Source organism: Paenibacillus silagei (assembly GCF_017874735.1).
Classification (GTDB): Bacteria; Bacillota; Bacilli; order Paenibacillales; family Paenibacillaceae; genus Paenibacillus_AQ; species Paenibacillus_AQ silagei.
Genome location: NZ_JAGGLV010000010.1, coordinates 62,556 through 79,754, shown reverse-complemented (window position 1 = coordinate 79,754; position 17,199 = coordinate 62,556). Strand labels below are relative to the sequence as shown.

The following is a 17,199-nucleotide window of genomic DNA, read 5'->3' as shown; positions in this document are numbered from 1 at the left end:
AGGCAGGAGAGTCCATGAATCCCACAATTAAAGATGTTGCCCAAAAGGCGAACGTATCCATTGCCACCGTCTCTCGGGTTCTGCATAACTTAGGCGGATATTCAGATCAAACGAAGCAAAAGGTAAATCAGACCATCAAGGAGCTTCAATATCAGCCGAACGCTATCGCCCGCGGACTGATTAACAAGCGCACCCAGACCATCGGCGTATTATTTCCTGATGTGTCGAGCAGCTTCTCCTCCGATCTGCTCCACGGAATCAGCGAATTCGTCCATGACCGCAATTACAGTGTAATAGTCTGTAATACCGATCAGGACGGCAAACGTACGCTGAAATATCTGCAGCTTCTGCGCGAGAAGCAGGTGGACGGAATTATTTTTTCCAGTGAAGTGCTCAAGCAAGAGTATTATGACATGCTGGAGAGCATGAACGTTCCAGTGGTGCTGGTCTCTTCCCAGACGGATTATGCCAATGTACCTTATGTGAAGGTCGATGATTACCAGGCGGCCTATGACGCTGTCGATTATCTGATTACCAAAGGCCACCGCAGCATCGGCATGATCAGCGGCACCAAGGGCGATCCCATCGCCGGAACTCCACGGGTCGAAGGATACCGCAAAGCGCTGGAAGCACAGGGCATCGCCTTTGATAGCCGTTTCCTCGTGTATGGGGACTTTTCCTACGAAAGCGGCTGCAGAGCCATGGAAGCCCTGTTACGGAGAACGCCTGAGGCTACTGCTGTCTTCGCGGCCAGCGACGAAATGGCGATTGGTGCCCTCTCGGTCGCCACGAAGCATGGAATGAATGTCCCTGAAGATATCTCCATCATGGGATACGATGATCTCCGGTTAGCCCGGATGGTCAATCCGCCCTTAACTACAGTGCGCCAGCCGCTGTATGACATTGGAAGGCTCGCTTCCGAGAAGCTGATCGGCATGATTGAAACGGGGGAGCCTGCGGAGAGTCTAGTCTGTGCCCACTCCATTGTGGAAAGACAAACCGTTCGGGCAATTACGTGAACAGGGGCGCATAACCGTTCTTCCTGAACAATAAAAGGTTGTTCCTAACGCCATAATGGCAGAAGGAACAACCTTTTTCTGTGCTATTGCTATTTTAAATTGTATCCCCTTCAAGGATGTCCTAAATTGCATCGACCTAGCAGAGGTATGTTTTTACCATTATTTGTAACTTTATCTGGGCATTCGCATAGATATATTCTATAACTTATTTCAATGCCAAGGAGCGATTCTGTTGGAAAATCAAATGTTATCCCCGCAAACCTGCAATTCAGAGACTGTTGGCCTGCCGCCGCAGTCTAATCCCAGCCCGCCGTTCATCCCGATTCCCCCAACCCCTGAAACCTTGTGTACAAACACCTGGGTGTATATCTGGACGAATACCAATGTAGGAAATCTCTGGGTTTATGTTCAGCGGGTCATTCAAGGCAAACGAAACACCTTAACCGGCTGCGCCTTGTTCCAGGATTGGAGCGGCAGGCACTATTATCAACAAATCACCGTGGACTTGGCTTATATTACGATGTATGTATGTCATTCGCCGGCCTCTGACTCCATGGGGCTTTCCCCTGACAGCGCATCTTCAGGAGCATTACCATCCGGTAAACCCTTAGTCAAGCTATGCCTGTACCAGCAGTTCCCGGTAGGCAATTTCGTCTATGAACTTACTCCGCTCAATACAACATGTCCAACACGGCCTGGGGATGAACGAATTCTTAAGGGCTCCATTATTATCCCTTACGATCCTGCGATGCCGGTTACGGGCGAGTTCAAATAAATTCACTAATAAGCGGGAGCACGCTCTAAGCCGAATAGGTGCCAAGAGCTTGCTCCCTTTTCCATCAATGGTAGAGTACTGAATCCTCCTGCGCGGACTGCGGTTCATCGCTGTAATAGGCTGGAACCGGTGAGGTGGCGTTCTTGTCCCGAAATTTATGTTTATAGGCTTCAAAATCCCATGTGCTCAGAAACTTCTCTGCTGCTGTGTGGCCCGAGGTCAGTAAGAACTGCTTATCCGCATCCGTCAAATCAAATTTGGTCGTCGTCACCTCCCGGGTTGGGATGAAGACGGTTCGTTCTTCCGCATGCTCATCTACATGACGCTGATCGTGTGCTTGGAGCATCGTTTTGAACATCCCTTTTAATAAAGAGACAGGACCGTTGATATCCAGGGTCTGGGCATACGTGCGTTTCTCCGACAGGCGGAAGCCAAAGGTTGGCCACCGCGGAACCCCCTCTACATCAAACAGCCAGATGGGATAGTTGCTCAGCATTCCTCCATCCAGCATGTAATACGGCTTCGGAATAAGCGGTGTATGCCACTGATAGGGTTTGAAGAAGAGCGGCAAGGTGGTACTCATTCTTACAGCCGCAGCAATCGGGAAGGTGGTTGATGACAGCCCGTAATGCGGGAGATCCCTGGGGAAAATAACCATTTTTCCGTTACTGATGTTCGATGCTATAATGGACAGCTTGCCTTCCGGCAGATCGCCGAATGTCTCTATACCCCTGCGCTTCAGCCAATCACTCATCACCCCCTCCAGAACATGGTTGCTGTAGATCCCCGAATTCAGGAGCAGCGGAAGGGCTTTGTTCAGCAGCGGTACATTGTTCAACCCTGTCTTGCCCAAAAGCTTTACATAATCGAGCGCATGCATCAACTCCCTGATCTCTGCACTATTGTAGCCTGCCGCCAGCAGCGCCGCCACAATCGCTCCCGCCGAAGTCCCCGCCAGCTTGTTCCAGCTGTACCCCTTACGCTCCATTACCTCAATCGCACCGACAAAAGCAATACCTTTGACACCGCCGCCCTCAAATACAGCGTCTGCCTTCATAACCATCCATCCCCCTCCATCCGAATTATGACCGGGTACAATTGTTGCTGCACCTTATTCTTTGCGAGAGGGAAAGTTCTGATTCACAGCGGCTGCCCGGCTGGTTCAGAAACCTTTGTATAACGGTTCTCCGGTACCGGAAGCCCAAGGTTGCCCCGCAGCGTATCACTTTCGTATTCGGTACGGAACAGCCCGCGCTCCTGGAGAATTGGAACGACCTGATCCACAAATTCCTCCAGCCCGTTCGGTACGGCGGCCGCCAGCATGAAGCCGTCGGCGGCTCCGCCCTCGAACCAGGCCTGAAGCTGATCGGCCACCTGCTCCGGCGTACCGATGAAGCTGCTGCGCGGCGTTGCCGATTGCAGGGCAACCTCCCGCAGAGTCAGGCCCTGCTCTTTGGCATCCTTTTTGATTTTGTCCGTGCCGCTCTGGAAGCTGTTTCGGCCCAGATCACCGACATCCGGGAATGGCTCATCCAGCGGATACTGCGAGAAATCATGATGCTCGAAGAAGCGGCCCAGATAGTTCAGCGCATTCTCAATCGTCACCAGCCCGGCAACCTCCTGGTATTTGCGCTCCGCTTCCTCCGGGGTAGCCCCAAGAATAGGTGCTATTCCCGGGAAGATCAGCACTTCATCGGGATTGCGCCCGAAGGAGGCAACACGGCTTTTCACATCCTTATAGAATTCCTGCGCGGACTCCAGCGAGTCATGACCCGTGAAGATGGCATCCGCCACGCTGGAGGCATAATCTTTGCCGACTTCAGAGGAACCTGCCTGGAAAATAACCGGCTGCCCCTGCTTCGAGCGGGCGATATTAAGAGGTCCCTTCACCGAGAAGAATTCACCCTGGTGATCGAGCGTATGCATTTTCTGCGGATCAAAGAAGACGCCCGTGTCCTTATTGCGGACAAACGCATCGTCCTCCCAGGAATCCCACAGCCCGCGTGCCACCTCCAGATATTCGGCGGCAATACGGTACCGTTTGCCATGGTCCGGATGCTCCTGCTTGCTGTAATTGAGCGCAGAGCCTTCGAGCGGCGAGGTCACCACATTCCAGCCGGCCCGTCCGCCGCTGATGACATCCAGTGAGCCGAATTGCCGGGCCACCGTGAACGGTTCACTGTAGGAGGTAGATAAGGTACCTACCAGACCGATGCGGCTGCTGACTGCCGCCAGAGCACTGAGAATCGTCAGCGGCTCGAAGCGGTTCAGGAAATGAGGGATCGACTTCTCATTGATGAACAGACCGTCGGCAATGAAAATCAAGTCCAGCTTGCCTTCCTCCGCTTTGCGTACCCATTCCTTGTATAGCTCGAAGTTCACACTGGCATCAGGCTGCGCATCGGGATGACGCCACATGGAGGTACTGCCTCCAACGCCGTGCAGCAGGGCCCCCAGCTTCAATTGTCTTGGTGTAGTCATGTTCATTCCTCCTCGAATTGGTATTCAGTCCGCTTGGTTCCTTATGAAAATATTCTTACAGAGCCGCTTGCTGCGAAGCTTGAGCGGCTGATGCAGCTGGTGCAGCTTGACTTGCCTGCGCTCCCCGCTTCACTCGTTCAATCTGGGCCAAATGCCGCTCTACATGGGCGGTGAAGCCGCGGACAATATCGGTAATACGCACCGTCTCTCCCTTGAAGTTAATCCCGCTTTTCTCCCATTCTCCAGGACTAAGTCTTCCGAGCAGCAGACTGTTGTAATGCAGCAGACTTCGGAACAGCTCCAGGCTGTCCGCGGCCTTACCCTGATTACTATGCTGTCCGCTGACCCATGCGTCCTGATGGAACGCCGGGAGCTGAGCCTTCGTATCCGCCAGAATATCACGGATGCGGAAGGAGACTACAATGCTGTGATCCGCCAAATGGGCTAGCACCTCGGTCACGCTCCAGCTTGACGGCTCCGCCTTCCACCTCAGCTGCTCTTCAGACAATCCTTCTAGCGCCTGGACCAATTGACCATGAGTATTCAAGTAGCTGGCTAGCTCCACACTCACACTACTCATTGCGATTCCCTCCAATATAGGTTTGAATTATCGTTGTTACCCGCTGATGGGATATGCTTAATTGCACTTTGTACATCTAAAACGTCTGATTTACAACCCATTATCTGTTTAATTGTAGTTCGTACAATTAAAAATCCATTTGCTTCAGATATTCACCCATTCGGGCAGATTTAGTTGTACAGACTACACTTATACGATGCACGTAAGCCTTTTCGCTGTTTTTAAGTGTACATTCTACAACTATCCCCAAATGGAGGAACGTTACGCCTAGCCAAAACCCATGAAACGCATAAGAACAACAACTCCGGCCTGGAAAGGGCTCATCCGAAGGGGAATCGCTCCACTTCCTCGGTCCTCCAGGTATCATCGCTCGCCCTCTACGATTTCAAATCAGATGCGCTGCTATTGAAGCGTGACAACGAGAATGGAGCTATATTCTGCCTGGTATGTCCCTGAACAGCCATGTCCGCGAGAATCTCTCCAACCGCGCTGGAGAATTTGAAGCCATGTCCCGAGAAGCCTCCGGCCAGCAGCACATGGTTGTGAGCGGGATGGCGGTCGATGATGAAATCCTCATCCGGTGTATGCTCATATTTACAGACGGAGCCCTTAAGCAGACGCCCGGCTGCGCCAGGCATATACGCTTCGAGAACCCGGCGGAGGTCGCCTTCATCACTCTCCAGGCTGCCGAACGGCTGCAGCGGTTCGCCGGGCTTCCATACTTCGCCTGTATCATGGCGGCCGATCTTCAGTCCCGCCCCGCTGATACTGGGAAAACCGTAGAACTCGCCTTCCTCAGCACCCAGCGTGAAGCCGGGGAACCTCCCGGTCTCGAAGTCCGGCGTACTCCCAAACCAGCCTACTACCTTGCGGACGGCCTTAATCGGCAGGTTGATGAAGGGCGACAATGAACTGAACCAGGCCCCGGCGCTAAGTATAGCAGCGGCTCCGTGGTAATCCCCCTGCTTCGTTTGGACTGTGACACTTCCTTCGCGGGCCGTCACCTTCAGCACAGGAGTATTCGTCAACAGCTCCGCACCGTGATCCAGTGCAAGCTGCCGGTAAGCGGTAATGCACCGCTCACTGTAGAGATAACCGGCATCCGGCTCATACATGGCCTCGAAGGATTCGGGGAGGTTCAGGGCTGGCCAGCGGCGGCAGATTTCCTCGGCATCCAGCTGCTCAGCCCGGACCTTCCGCTTCCGCGCCTCTTCCAGACGTCCGGCGAAGGAATACACCTTGCTGTCTGCCAGATTGAGCACACCTGACGGAGCCAGCAGCTTGAGGCCACTCTCTGCCTCCGCCTCTTCCCATAGCACCTGGGCACGGAGCGCCAGGTCAATATAGGCCGGATCGCCGCTATAGGCATGCCGGATCAGCCGGGTCTCCCCGTGATGGCTTCCTTCCGTATGCGGCGGATCGAAGGCATCGATCAGCAGTGTCTTCACACCGCGCCGGGCCAGATGATAGCCTGCGCTCATGCCCATGGAGCCTGCGCCGACAATAATGACATCATAATCAGAACGCTCCGCTATGATCTGCACCCCTCTCCACCGCCAGATGTTCAAGCACACGGACCGCCAGATCACTGAAGAATTCTGCACCTACAGGCAGCGCTGCTTCGTCCAGATCGAACGCGGGATGATGCCATTCCCGGCTTCCGGCGGTGCCGGTGAAGACGAACAATCCAGGAACCGCCTGCTGATAGAAGGCGAAATCCTCCCCGGCCGGTGACGGCACCGGCTGCACAGAGGTATAGCCCAGCTTCGCCGCCGTCTCTTCTCCAAGCCGGGCCAGCAGCGCATCGTTGATGACCGGCGGCGGCCCGCCGATCCAGCGCACACTGGCTTCGGCACCAAGCGCAGCGGCCACACCCGTGACCACCTCTTCGAAGCGCTTCAGCACCCTGCCGCGCACCGCTTCATCGAAGGAACGGATCGTCCCTTCCAGCACCGCCGTGTCCGGGATGATGTTCCACGAATTGCCGCTGTGGATCTGCGTGACGCTGATTACTGCGCTATCCAGACTGCCCACATTCCGGCTGATGATGGATTGCAGCGCCGTTACAATATGCGAGGCGGCGACAATAGGATCAATCCCGGCCTCCGGCACGGCTGCATGGGAGCCGAAGCCCCGGATACTGACCGCGAAGCCGTCTGCGGCCGCCATCAGCGGACCGGCCTTGATGCCAAGGGTCCCTACCGGCAGATCCGGCTTATTGTGCATACCGATCACTGCGCGCACCTGATCCAGCCCTCCGGCGGCGATAATCCGCTGTGCCCCCTTCGCTTTCTCCTCGGCAGGCTGGAACAGGAAGCGAACCGTTCCGCTCAAGGCGCTCTCCTGCTCCTTGAGCTGATACACAGCTCCAAGCAGCGCCGCCGTATGGAAGTCATGCCCGCAGGCATGCATTCTGCCCGGATACAGCGAGGCATACGGCAGCCCGGTCTCTTCCTGGATCGGCAAGGCATCTATGTCAGCCCGCAGCGCAATCACCGGCCCGCCCTGCTGACCGCCGATTTCGGCAATGACCCCGGTCTTCAGCCCGGAATCTGTAATCTTCACCCCCGCCTGCTTCAGCAGCGATGTGATGTATGCGGTAGTCTCAACCTCTTCCCCTGACAGCTCCGGGTGCCGGTGCAGATGACGCCTGATTTCAACCAGCCGCTCCTTGAACGATAACGCCTGTACTTCCTGTGCCGCAGATTCCGTGGCTGAATTTGTCATTAGCGGGATGCCTCCGCCGGCACTTCAGCCAGCGCCTCATTCAGCAGCTCGAAGGAACGCTGCCGCTTCTCGAAGGGCTGCACATTGGTCGTAACGATGAACTCCTCTACGCCGGAAGCTTCAGCTAAAGTCAGAAGCTGCTCACGGACCGTCTCCTTCGTCCCCTTGGTAATCTCAGGCTCCCGCTCCTCCAGCGTGTACGCTTCCTCACTCTGGCGGGTGAACTCCTCGGCCTGCTCCCGGCTGGCCAGAGTCAGGATCTTGCCGCTGGCGAAGCGGATGCGGATCAGCTTATGCGCTCCAGCCAATTCCTTGGCCTCCTCTTCCGTATCAGCCACGATAACAGCCAGCGCAATAATCACCTGCGGCTCCTGCCCGCCGCTTCGATTGAAGCCGTTGCGGTAAGCCCGCACCGCCTCTAAGGCAACGGCCTGATCGCCGCCGATGAACAGGGAGAACACGTACGGCAAGCCTAGGCTGGCCGCGATCTCGGCGCTCGCGACACTGGCGCCAAGCACATACAGCTCCGGCGGGGTTGCGGGGAGCGGTCCTGCCTTCAGCCCGTGCAGCGGATGCTCAGCCTCCAGCCGGTTATGCACATATTTCTCCAGCTCCGTGATTTTGTCCGTTAATGAAGCGGCTTCGCCGCCTCCCTGCTGCAAGGCCTGCGTGCTGCGCGGCAGGCCGCCGGGAGCGCGTCCGACGCCGAGGTCCACCCGTCCCGGAGCCAGCGAAGCCAGCACGTTGAAATTCTCAGCCACCTTGTAGGGGCTGTAGTGCTGAAGCATAATTCCGCCAGAGCCGATGCGGATACGCTCCGTCCTAGCCAGCAGGTGCGAGATGAGCACTTCAGGAGAAGATCCGGCTACCTGCTCAGAATCATGATGCTCGGATACCCAGAAGCGGCGGAAGCCGAGGCGTTCCGACAGCTGCGCCAGCCTGATCGTATGCTGGAAAGCCTCTTCCGGCGTCTCCCCCGGATAGATCGGGCTTTGGTCGAGTACGCTGATTGTAATTGCCATAGATATGCCTCCTAGATGGAATAGTTCAGCTCCGGCGTAATCCGCTTCAGGAACTGCTTCGTTCGTTCTTCACGCGGGTGGTTGAATACTTCCGTGGGCGTGCCCTCCTCGACAATCACACCGCCGTCCATGAACACCACATGATTTGCCACATCGCGGGCAAACCCCATTTCATGCGTCACCACAATCATCGTGATGCCTTCCTTGGCGATCTTGCGGATCACCGCAAGCACTTCGCCCACCAGCTCCGGGTCCAGTGCCGAGGTCGGTTCATCGAACAAAATCACTTCCGGCTCCAGCGCCAGCGCCCGGGCAATGCCGACCCGCTGCTGCTGCCCGCCGGAGAGCTGGCTCGGATAGGCATCCAGCTTGCTGCCAAGCCCGACCTTTTCCAGCAGCGCGATGCTCTTCTCTCTCGCCGCCTCCTTTGGCAGCTTCTTGACGATTAGGAGGCCTTCCATCACATTCTCTAGCGCGGTTTTGTGCCGGAACAGATTGTACTGCTGGAAGACCATCGCCGTCTTTTGACGGAGCTGGTGGATATCCTTCTTGCGGGCGTGCCGGAAGTCCAGCTTGAAGTCCCCGATGGAAATTTCGCCTCCGCTGGGCTTCTCCAGAACATTCACGCAGCGCAGCAGGGTGGTTTTGCCGGAGCCGCTGGGACCGAGAATGACCACCACCTCGCCCTTGGACACCTCCAGATCAATCTGGTTCAGCACCTGATGGCGCCCGAACGACTTCGATAGCTGTGTCAGCTTTATCATGCGACTCCCCCCCGGTTATACAGATTGATCCGTCTTTCAATGACGGCAGTTGCCCGCTCAATGAGGAACGTCAGTCCCCAGAAGATCAGCGCCGCCGCCAGGTAAGCCTCGAAGAACTTCCAGTTGGTCGAAGCGACAATCTGCGCCTGGGCATTGATATCCACCACCGATACGGTAAAAGCCAGCGTAGACCCGTGCAGCATCCCGATCACGGAATTCGACAGATTGGGCAGGCTCGCCGCCAGCGCCTGGGGGAACACAATCCGCCGCAGCGCCTGCGGAGTGCTCATTCCGATGGAATGGGCCGCTTCGAGCTGACCTCGATCCACCGCGAGCAGACCGGAGCGCACCACCTCGGACATATAGGCACCCGCCGTAATGGAGAAGGAAATATAGGCGAAGCCGATCATCGGTATCGATACAGAGCGGAAGCTCCAGCCAAACTGTGCAGCAAGGCCGTCGATAATCATCGGCAGCCCGAAATAGATCAGCAGCAGATGAGTCAGCATCGGGGTGCCGCGTATGAACGTGACATACCCTACGGCCAGCGGATACAGCCCGGGGACTCTATAAATCCGGATCAGAGCCACGACCGTACCGATCACGAAGCCTGCCAACACCGACACAACAGTGATATACAGCGTCGTAGGAATGGCTCCCAGAATTTGCAGAAACGCCGTCCAGATAAAAGATGGATCCAGCTTCATTACGCACCGCCTCCCTTGCCCGCTCCCATATCCGCGACAATTGTGCGGTAGGACGCTTTTCGCTGAAGAGTGAACCGCTTCTTGGCCGGACTGTCCTGGGCTTCATGCCTGAGCAGACGCTTCTCCGCAACCAGCAGCAGCTTTTCAATCGTAAAACTGATCACAAGATAGATAAGGGCAAGCGCAATATAAGTCTCAATGAAATGCTGGGTCGCACTGCCCAGGGTCTGGGCCTTGCCCGTCATCTCCATCACTCCCAGCGTGAACGCCAGCGAAGTATCCTTCAGCAGCGCTATGAGCAGGTTCGAAAAGACAGGAATCGCAATTCCCAGCGCCTGCGGCAGCACAATACGGGTAAAAGCCTGGTAAGAGGTCATCCCCGTAGCATAAGCCGCTTCCACCTGGCCTTTATCGACTGCTGTCACTGAAGCGCGGATCATCTCCGACATGAAGGCTCCGGTATGCAGACCGTAGGTCAGAATCACGAACACCAGCACCGGAGTCCGCGTCATATCCAGATTCACCAGCTTAAGCACCTCAGGCAGACCGTAATAGAACAGGAAGAGTTGAATCAGAATCGGCGTCCCCCGAAAAAAAGAAATGTACACCTCAGCGCAGGTCTTCAGGACCGGCACCTTATACAGGCGGGGAAGCGCAATGATAAATCCGACAACCATCCCTGCCAGCAGCGAGCAGGCTACGATCAGCAGCGTGGTGCTCAGCGTAGTCAGCAGCTTGGGCAGGAACGAGAAGACAAAACCTAGATCAAACGGTGCACCCATCCTGCACCTCCTTTCCGCTGTACGGGCCTGTGCATTATTGAACCGATGAGGTGGTAACGTCCGCCCCCAGCCACTGTGTGCTTATTTTGCCAAGTGTGCCGTCTGTCTTCAGTTCCTTGACCACTCCGTCAATGGCCTCCGACAGCTTCTGCGAAGGGGCATCATCCTTGCGCAGCACATACAGAATATCAGCAGAGGACAGCTCGGGACCCACCGCCTGCAGCTTGCTCTGCGGGTCAATGATCGGCAATACGAAATCCGCAGCAAGGGTAGCATCCACCCGGCCCGAATCAATCTGGTTGACCGTATCGTTGGCGGCACCGTTCTGATAGACAATTTTGATCGAATCCGCACCGTGCTCCTTGTTATAGTTCTCAAGAATTTGCGCTTGAGCGCTGGTGGCACCGGTCAGTACCTTCTTCCCCTTCAGATCGTCCAGTGTCTGGATCGAGGTATTGCCTTTGGCTACAACGATACGGTTTCTCCAGTGGGCATAAGCTTCCTTGTTAAAAGCGTACTTTTGCTCCCGCTCCGGGTTCTTCTCCATGACATGGGCCACCAGGTCTATCTTCTTCGTCTCAAGGCTAAGCAGCAGATTGCTGAAATCCATCGTCTGGAATTCAAACTCATACTCCGGCAGGCGCTTGTCAATCTCCTTCAGCAGCTCTACATCGAACCCGGTAAGCTTCCCGTTCTCATCGATGAAGCAGACATTGGGAAAAGCTGTCCCGGTGCCGACCACGATCTTGGTCACCTTAGCCGGATCGGCGGCAGCAGCCGTGGACTCCGAACTATTCGGAGATGCTGCCTCCGCTACCTTGCCGCTATTAGCGCTGTTATTATTGCCGCAGCCAGCGATCAGCAGTGTTAGTACAAGTGTGGATGCGAACAAAATCGTCTTGTTCATCTCTCAAACCCCTTTTCAATTTAGATAATCCCTATCTGTTTAGTGGTGATTATATGCAATTAACTTTATCACTGCATGCTGCCATGCGCTAATAGAGTTTCTTAATATGGTTATTCAAGAAGTCAATTCAGCTTGCTCAACGTCCCCGTCCCCAGCTCCAGCAGGGTGTCCAGGAACTCCGCGTTCTCCCCGTTCAGCGAGATCAGGTGGGTCCGCAGGGAGATGCCTTCGGTCTCCGTGATATCCACCCTTACCAGCGTTCCCGCCTCTACCTCCTCCTGCACACTCAGGGCTGGAAGGAAGCAGATTCCCGCTTGCTTCAGCACCAGCTTCTTGGCGGTCTCCAGGTTATCCACCTGATAGACAATGCCCGGCGGACGCTCCATGCTCTCGAATACCCGGTGCAGACGCATCCAGTCCAGCGAGCCGCATTCGAAGAATACGAGGGTCTGCTCAGAGATCTCCCGGATCGAAGCGCGGCCCTTGCGGGCCAGCGGATGACCGGCATACACATACAGCGAGATCGGGTCTTCACAGAAGGGGAACGACTGGATGGCCGGATTCACTACCTTGCGGATAAAAGCGAGATCGATCTCCTTCGCCTTCAGCTTCTCAATTAATACTTCCGTAGGAGCAGTCGTCAGCTTCATACGGATGTGGGGATACCGCTGCTTCAAATGCAGCAGCAGACGGGGCATCAGATAATTGGAGACCGATACTGTGCTGCCGATTCTCAGCTCGCCGGGGATTTGGCCTTTGGATTGAATCTGATGCCTGCCGTTCTGATAGACCTGCAGAATTTGCTGCGCATAGGGGAGGAACTGGCGGCCTTTATCCGTCAGGTTAATCTGCTTTCCCAGCCGGTCGAATACTTTGCAGTCCAGCTCCCGTTCCAGCGACTGGATACGGGCAGTCACTGTCGGCTGCGAGATATAGAGCACATCTGCCGCTTTGTTGAAGCTGCCGTAGTGGTTGATGTAGACAAAAGCTTCAATATTCTCGATGTTCAAGCGTAGTCCCCCTCCGCATTTTATAATTTTTACTATTCCAATCGTTTAACAATGAATTAGATCCGCACTTTCCTATAGAATTTGTTTATATCTTAGTCACCGGCCCTTTTTTTGTCAACAGACTTATTGTGTAACATACGGCCATAACCATTACATTGATCACAATTACAGATAGAACTTTTCTATCCATTAATCAAAATCATTAAATACCTCTTATACTCATCGGATTTATAGATTATAATAACAAAACACCATTACCGGACAGGAGGCACCAGATGAATCACTCAGCAGAAATTGTAATCCGTGAAGCCGCAGCTTCCGATCGTGAAGCCATTGCCAGGGTCTTGCTTGAAGCTTACAGCGAATATGCAGCCGTGCTGCCCGGGCCGTTCTGGGCGGAGTACCGGGATTCCATTCTCGGCTCGGTTCATGGCGATGCACCCGTCTCCCGGATTGTAGCGGAGCTGGACGGACAAATTGTAGGGAGCGTGCTGCTGTTCACCTCCTCAGAGGCTGCTTATGGCAGGCCGGAGCTGGGCATCCATACGCCGATCATCCGTCTGCTGGCTGTATCTCCGGCAGTCCGGGGACGCGGGGTGGCCAGACTTCTGATTCGGGAAGCTGCAGGAAGGTCCATTGCACTGGGGGCAGCCAGTCTGAATCTGCATACTTCGGATATGATGGCCTCGGCGATCAGGCTCTATGAGAGTCTGGGCTTCAAGCGGGCTTATGAGACGGATCTGAAGAACGGGGATACTCTGGTCAAAGGCTACCGCCTGGAGCTGCAAGCCCCGCCCGGTCTGCAGAGCAAAAAAACCTCCACAGCCTGAGCGGGGAGGTTGGGCTCCGTTTCGGCGGGGCCATGAGGTCCGTTCCCGGCGGGCGTTCAACACCTTCCGTGGGCCGTGAGGTCCGTTACTGCGGGGCGGTTGGGCGGCGGGGCTATGAGGTCCGTTACGGCGGGCGTTCAGCACCTTCCGCGGGCCGTGAGGTCCGTTACTGCGGGCGATGGGGGCTGTTCCGACGGGGCGGTGGGGACCGTTCCGGCGTGACGCCCTAAAGCTCCGCCTGGCCGGGAAATTTTGCACAATCCTGCCCAAAGTACAACATTCCCCTCCTCATTCCGGCCAAAGTCCAACATTGTTGCATAAAAAGCAGGATTTCTCCACCTACGGACGGTTTGGCGGCACAATTCCTGCATTTCGTGCAACAATCCCCCCTAACACACAGGTATCTAGGAACCCAAGTTGCAACTAGTACAACATTCCTGGCATTACTGTGCAATCCGTCCACAGTAAGGAGGCAGACACAGCTCAATGTGAAGGCCGCTTAAGAGCGGAGACAGTACGGTTCCCTGCGAATGCTACTATAGAGCAGGGACAGTACAGTTCCCTGCGAATGCTACTATAGAGCGGAGACAGCACGTTTTTCTGCGAATGCTACTATAGAGCAGGGACAGTACGGTTCCCTGCGAATACTGCTACTGAGCCGAGACTTTGTGCTTCCCTGCGAATGCTGCTACAGAATACTCTTCGCCTTCGCGGCCCTCAGCCACTGCGGGAATTCATTCAACAGCTGGTCATACAGCTCCTCATCGGATACGTCTTCAATCCGGTCCAGATGGATGAAGCTGGCGTTATCCACCAGTCTGCCGCTCATCGTGTCGAGCTGCTTCAGCACCTCGAAGTCGGAGTCGCCGATGCCGACAAACTGCCAGAAGATCGGAAGGGCGGATGCGGCCATAATCACCTTGCGGGTCGGCTTCACTACGCCACCGTCATTGATGAAGATAATGAACACTGGCGTCGTGTCAGGCTCCTCCTTGGTGTATTTTCCGATGACATCCTGCATTACCGGCGGTTCGTTATTGCGCCCGAACTTATGAATTGAATCGTTGTTCATAATATGAGTGAAGACATAGCTGCCAAGCTCCTGCTCGGTCACCGGCGGAAGTCTGCTGAATTCCGTATCATAGACCCACACATCCAGGGAGCCGTTATCATCGAACTTGCTGGCAACCGCAAGGATACGTTCTACCACCTCCTGCACCACCCCTCTGGCATAGAGGCTGCGCATGGAGCCGGTGATGTCCAGCACGATACCCACTCTTGCGGTTACACCGGTGAGCTGTTTTTTGACCAGGGTGAGCTCCACGATCTTTTTGCGCAGATTAATCGAAGACAACACATTCACCGGAGTCTCCGCCTCGGGCTGACGGATTACCTCCGGGGTCTTATTCACCACCTCAGGTGTCTGCTCCATTAGCTCAGATGTTTGCTCCACCACTTCAGGTGCTCGCTCCAATACCTCAGCCGCCGCTGCGGCTTCGTTCCCGGACTCCTGTTCCACCTCAAGCCCGTAGCTTCGGCACAAGGCTGCAAGTCCTCCATTATACCCGCTGCCAATTGCACTGAACTTCCACTCTCCCTGATGGCGGTACAGCTCCCCGGCTACGACAGCTGTCTCCTCTGACAGATCCGCCCCATACTCGAAGCGGTACAGCTCTTGCCCAGTCCTGCGGTCTGCCAGCGTTAGCTGTAAGCCGGACAGATCCTTCATCCGCTGGTTGCGCTGCTCTCCCTCATAGATCGTCAAGGTTACCGCAATGCGGGCATAATGCTGAGGTATTCTCGATAACGAAATGGACAGGTCCGCCCCGTTCTCCCCCTCCGCAGAATGAGCTACTCCCCCCTCCCTCGACACCGGATTCCCGTAAAATATAAAATCCTCATCCCGTTCACACCGGTTCTGATCTGACAATAGAAAGGCTGCCGCATCGACGCCCACTCCGCTATGCTGCGTGTTCCAGCGGAGCTGGATGGATATCTCTTGAGCTTCTCTTCCTTTGGTGATATCGACCTTTTGACCTTTTGACAGCTGCAAGTCTTTCATCTCCTCTTCATAGCAGTCTATTCCAGAAGTTCATAGATAAGGTATACCCCATTGAGGCAGCCTTGCACAACCTGAACAGATTGTATTTCCAGCTTTGCTCCTTTAATATGAAAGGTAATAGATGATAGATAGGGGCTTTACCTGATGAATTTCACTGCGATAGATTTTGAGACTGCCAATTCCGGCCGCTCCAGCGCCTGTGCCCTGGGGCTTGTTCAGGTCCGTGATGGTATCGTTACAGCAGAGCACAACTGGCTGATTGACCCGCAGCAACCGTTCGACGGGATGAATATTGCCATTCATGGAATTACACCCTCTATGGTTAGAGGCCAGCCTACTTTCGCTGAGCTGTGGCCCACGGTGGAACCGCTGCTGCAGGGGGAGATTGTGATCGCGCATAATGCCGCCTTCGATATGAGTGTGCTGCGTTACTGCCTGGACGACTACTCTCTTGGCTATCCCGGCTTTCAATATTTATGTACCTACCTGCTCGGCAAAAAAATGCTCCAGGACCTCCCCTCCCATAAGCTGAATGTCATCTCGGCGCATTTCGGCATCCGGCTGAAGCACCATGATGCCCTGGAGGATGCCAGAGCTTCTGCACTGATTCTCCTGAAATTGATGGAGCAGTGGCAGCAGTTCGATCCGCTGCTGTTAGCCGGCAGCCAGGGCTACAAGGCCGGGACGATGTATGACGGCGGGTATACGCCGTTCAAGGCAGCGCCCAAGAAGGCCGCGAAGAAGCCGGCCGCCGGGAAGAAGGCTGCTGCCAAGACAACCAGCAAGGAGGCCAACACAACACCGATGCCCGCAGCATCCGGCCTGCTGGATAGCGAGGCTCCCGTTGTAGCTGCTCAGGATGTCACAGCTTCTGTGACTCACCCGGCTACAGTCAAGGAGCCTACTCCTGCAGCTCTGCTGGTCCCTGAGCTGGTTCGCGGCCAGCGAGTCGATATCGGCGACAAGCTTAGCGCCTCCAGACTCCTTGCCGCTGTGGAGTGGGACGCTCCGGCTTCGCACCTGGAAGTCAGCCAGCCGGAGACCGCTGCCTTCCTGCTCCGGGAGAGCGGACGCTGTGAGCAAGAGCGGGAGCTTATCTTCTCTGGGAATATGGAAGACCCTAGCGGCTCCGTCTTCTGCTCTAAGCCCGCTGCGCACATGGGGCATCTGTATCTTCAGCTGACCAGCCTGCCTGCAGCCATCACGCGGATTGCGCTGGCCTTCACGGTTGCGGAGTTCAGCGGTGACCGGAATCCGGGCCCGATCTGGAACGCTTCCGTATCACTGATTGATTCCCGGACGGGAGTCAGACTGGCCGTATTCCCCTTAAGCCGGAATGTTATGCCAGGCATGTCCGTTGTTATCGGTGAGTTCTACCGTTATAAGGATAAATGGAGATTCGCTGCTATCGGAGAGTTGCTGCCGGGCGGCCTTCCGGCCCTGTGCAGCCACTACGGCCTGGAAGCTGACAGCGTCACGAAGGCACAGGCGGAGTCCGCCGCAGCGGCGGACTGAAGATCCCAAATAAAGCAA

Annotated in this window: 17 protein-coding genes and 1 pseudogene; 5 read left to right on the top strand and 13 right to left on the bottom strand. The window is 55.4% G+C overall.

Features of this window, described 5'->3' with window-relative positions:
• Positions 1-14 precede the first annotated feature (14 nt).
• The gene (locus J2Z70_RS16275; RefSeq protein WP_209874868.1) at positions 15-1,019 is read left to right on the top strand and encodes a LacI family DNA-binding transcriptional regulator; all 1,005 of its coding nucleotides are present in this window, start codon (positions 15-17) and stop codon (positions 1,017-1,019) included.
• A 232-nt stretch (positions 1,020-1,251) separates the two neighbouring features.
• Positions 1,252-1,794, top strand: a complete 543-nt coding sequence (locus J2Z70_RS16270; RefSeq protein ID WP_209874865.1) for a hypothetical protein — start codon at positions 1,252-1,254, stop codon at positions 1,792-1,794.
• A 64-nt stretch (positions 1,795-1,858) separates the two neighbouring features.
• Here the strand turns inward: J2Z70_RS16270 and J2Z70_RS16265 are convergent, their stop codons facing one another.
• From J2Z70_RS16265 to J2Z70_RS16215, 11 genes are all read right to left on the bottom strand, one after another.
• Positions 1,859-2,851 carry a patatin-like phospholipase family protein gene (locus J2Z70_RS16265; RefSeq protein WP_209874862.1) on the bottom strand — a complete coding sequence of 331 codons (993 nt, stop codon included), beginning with the start codon at positions 2,849-2,851 and terminating at the stop codon, positions 1,859-1,861.
• A gap of 83 nt (positions 2,852-2,934) precedes the next feature.
• The gene (locus J2Z70_RS16260; RefSeq protein WP_209874860.1) at positions 2,935-4,275 is read right to left on the bottom strand and encodes an LLM class flavin-dependent oxidoreductase; all 1,341 of its coding nucleotides are present in this window, start codon (positions 4,273-4,275) and stop codon (positions 2,935-2,937) included.
• Positions 4,276-4,330: 55 nt separating this feature from the next.
• Positions 4,331-4,855 carry a DinB family protein gene (locus tag J2Z70_RS16255; RefSeq protein WP_209874857.1) on the bottom strand — a complete coding sequence of 175 codons (525 nt, stop codon included), beginning with the start codon at positions 4,853-4,855 and terminating at the stop codon, positions 4,331-4,333.
• 377 nt (positions 4,856-5,232) lie between these two features.
• Positions 5,233-6,417 carry an N-methyl-L-tryptophan oxidase gene (solA, locus tag J2Z70_RS16250; protein ID WP_483428535.1) on the bottom strand — a complete coding sequence of 395 codons (1,185 nt, stop codon included), beginning with the start codon at positions 6,415-6,417 and terminating at the stop codon, positions 5,233-5,235.
• Complete coding sequence (locus J2Z70_RS16245; RefSeq protein ID WP_209874854.1) at positions 6,374-7,582, bottom strand: amidohydrolase; 1,209 nt, start codon at positions 7,580-7,582, stop codon at positions 6,374-6,376. The genes solA and J2Z70_RS16245 overlap by 44 nt, the downstream gene beginning before the upstream one ends.
• Positions 7,582-8,604 carry an LLM class flavin-dependent oxidoreductase gene (locus J2Z70_RS16240; RefSeq protein WP_209874851.1) on the bottom strand — a complete coding sequence of 341 codons (1,023 nt, stop codon included), beginning with the start codon at positions 8,602-8,604 and terminating at the stop codon, positions 7,582-7,584. Before J2Z70_RS16240 ends, J2Z70_RS16245 begins: the two co-directional genes overlap by 1 nt.
• 11 nt (positions 8,605-8,615) lie before the next feature.
• Complete coding sequence (locus tag J2Z70_RS16235; RefSeq protein WP_209874848.1) at positions 8,616-9,368, bottom strand: amino acid ABC transporter ATP-binding protein; 753 nt, start codon at positions 9,366-9,368, stop codon at positions 8,616-8,618.
• On the bottom strand, positions 9,365-10,075 hold the full coding sequence (locus tag J2Z70_RS16230) for an amino acid ABC transporter permease (protein WP_209874845.1): 711 nt from the start codon (positions 10,073-10,075) through the stop codon (positions 9,365-9,367). The genes J2Z70_RS16235 and J2Z70_RS16230 overlap by 4 nt, the downstream gene beginning before the upstream one ends.
• Positions 10,075-10,857, bottom strand: coding sequence for an amino acid ABC transporter permease (locus tag J2Z70_RS16225; protein ID WP_209874842.1), 783 nt, complete (start codon positions 10,855-10,857; stop codon positions 10,075-10,077). Before J2Z70_RS16225 ends, J2Z70_RS16230 begins: the two co-directional genes overlap by 1 nt.
• Before the next feature lie 34 nt (positions 10,858-10,891).
• The gene (locus tag J2Z70_RS16220; RefSeq protein WP_209874840.1) at positions 10,892-11,764 is read right to left on the bottom strand and encodes a transporter substrate-binding domain-containing protein; all 873 of its coding nucleotides are present in this window, start codon (positions 11,762-11,764) and stop codon (positions 10,892-10,894) included.
• Positions 11,765-11,886: 122 nt separating this feature from the next.
• Complete coding sequence (locus tag J2Z70_RS16215) at positions 11,887-12,774, bottom strand: LysR family transcriptional regulator (protein WP_076076850.1); 888 nt, start codon at positions 12,772-12,774, stop codon at positions 11,887-11,889.
• A gap of 275 nt (positions 12,775-13,049) precedes the next feature.
• Between J2Z70_RS16215 and J2Z70_RS16210 the strand changes: the two genes are divergently transcribed.
• Entirely contained in the window at positions 13,050-13,604 is a 555-nt protein-coding gene (locus J2Z70_RS16210) for a GNAT family N-acetyltransferase (protein WP_209874837.1), read from the top strand.
• 32 nt (positions 13,605-13,636) lie between these two features.
• On the top strand, positions 13,637-13,834 hold the full coding sequence (locus J2Z70_RS16205) for a hypothetical protein (RefSeq protein WP_209874834.1): 198 nt from the start codon (positions 13,637-13,639) through the stop codon (positions 13,832-13,834).
• A gap of 458 nt (positions 13,835-14,292) precedes the next feature.
• On the opposite strand, the gene J2Z70_RS33300 is transcribed toward J2Z70_RS16205, so the two are convergent.
• On the bottom strand, positions 14,293-14,958 hold the full coding sequence (locus J2Z70_RS33300; RefSeq protein WP_245368297.1) for a vWA domain-containing protein: 666 nt from the start codon (positions 14,956-14,958) through the stop codon (positions 14,293-14,295).
• Positions 14,959-15,192: 234 nt separating this feature from the next.
• Positions 15,193-15,666 (bottom strand): annotated as a pseudogene (locus J2Z70_RS33295) (TerD family protein); the annotation flags it as partial.
• 144 nt (positions 15,667-15,810) lie between these two features.
• Here J2Z70_RS33295 and J2Z70_RS16195 point away from each other — a divergent pair.
• On the top strand, positions 15,811-17,181 hold the full coding sequence (locus J2Z70_RS16195; protein ID WP_209874828.1) for a TerD family protein: 1,371 nt from the start codon (positions 15,811-15,813) through the stop codon (positions 17,179-17,181).
• Positions 17,182-17,199: the final 18 nt, after the last annotated feature.